Annotated in this window: 1 protein-coding gene; it reads left to right on the top strand. The window is 65.2% G+C overall.

Going from position 1 to position 1013, the window contains the following annotated elements:
* Positions 1 to 1013, top strand: a 1013-nt coding sequence (locus ACH4K4_RS38715; RefSeq protein WP_398175092.1) for a phosphopantetheine-binding protein, incomplete at both ends; no start/stop codon positions are given.

Here is a 1013-nt window from a genome sequence, read left to right as displayed (position 1 = left end):
AATACGCGGGTGTTTGTGTTGGATGCGGGGTTGCGTCCGGTGCCGGATGGGGTGGCGGGGGAGTTGTATGTGGCGGGTGTGCCGTTGGCGCGGGGGTATTGGCGTCGTGCGGGTCTGACGGCGGAGCGGTTTGTGGCGTGTCCGTTCGGTAGTGGTGAGCGGATGTATCGCACGGGGGATCTGGTGCGGTGGACGACCGGGGGTCAGTTGGAGTACGTGGGGCGTGTTGATGATCAGGTGAAGGTGCGGGGTTTCCGTATCGAGTTGGGTGAGATCGAGTCGGTGCTGCTGGCGCATGCAGAGGTCGAGCGGGTGGCGGTGGTGGCGCGGGAGGACACGCCGGGTGATGTGCGTCTGGTCGCTTATGTGGTGGGTGCGGCCGGCCTGGAGCCGGACGCGGTGCGGGTGTTGGCGGCTGAGCGGTTGCCGGATTACATGGTGCCGTCGGCGGTTGTCGTGTTGGACGAGTTGCCGTTGACGGTGAACGGGAAGTTGGATCGCAGGGCGTTGCCGGTGCCGGTGGTGGAGGTGGTGGGTCGGGTGCGGCGGGGTCCGCGTAATCCGCGTGAGGAGGTGTTGTGCGGGTTGTTTGCGGATGTGCTGGGGGTTGCGGATCTGGGGATTGATGACGATTTCTTTGGTCTGGGTGGGCATTCGTTGTTGGCGATTCGGTTGGTGTCGCGGGTGCGGTCGGTGTTGGGGGTGGATTTGGCGATTCGGGATATGTTCGAGGCGCCGAGTGTGGCGGGGATTTCGGCGGTGTTGGCGTCGGCGGAGGGTGCCGGTGGTGGGGTGGTGGCGGTGGTGCCGCGGCCGGGTCGGGTGCCGTTGTCGTATGCGCAGCAGCGGTTGTGGTTTCTGGATCGGCTGGAGGGTCCCAATCCGACGTATAACGTTCCGTTGTCGTTGCGGTTGACGGGTGAGTTGGACCTTGAGGCGTTGGCTGGTGCGTTGAATGACGTGGTGGCGCGGCACGAGAGCCTGCGTACGGTCTTCGCGGAGGACGATCAGGG

This window comes from Streptomyces sp. NPDC017529 (assembly GCF_044329785.1).
Classification (GTDB): Bacteria; Actinomycetota; Actinomycetes; order Streptomycetales; family Streptomycetaceae; genus Streptomyces.
Note: the sequence above shows the minus strand (reverse complement) of the source record. Positions and strands in the feature narration are given on the sequence as shown.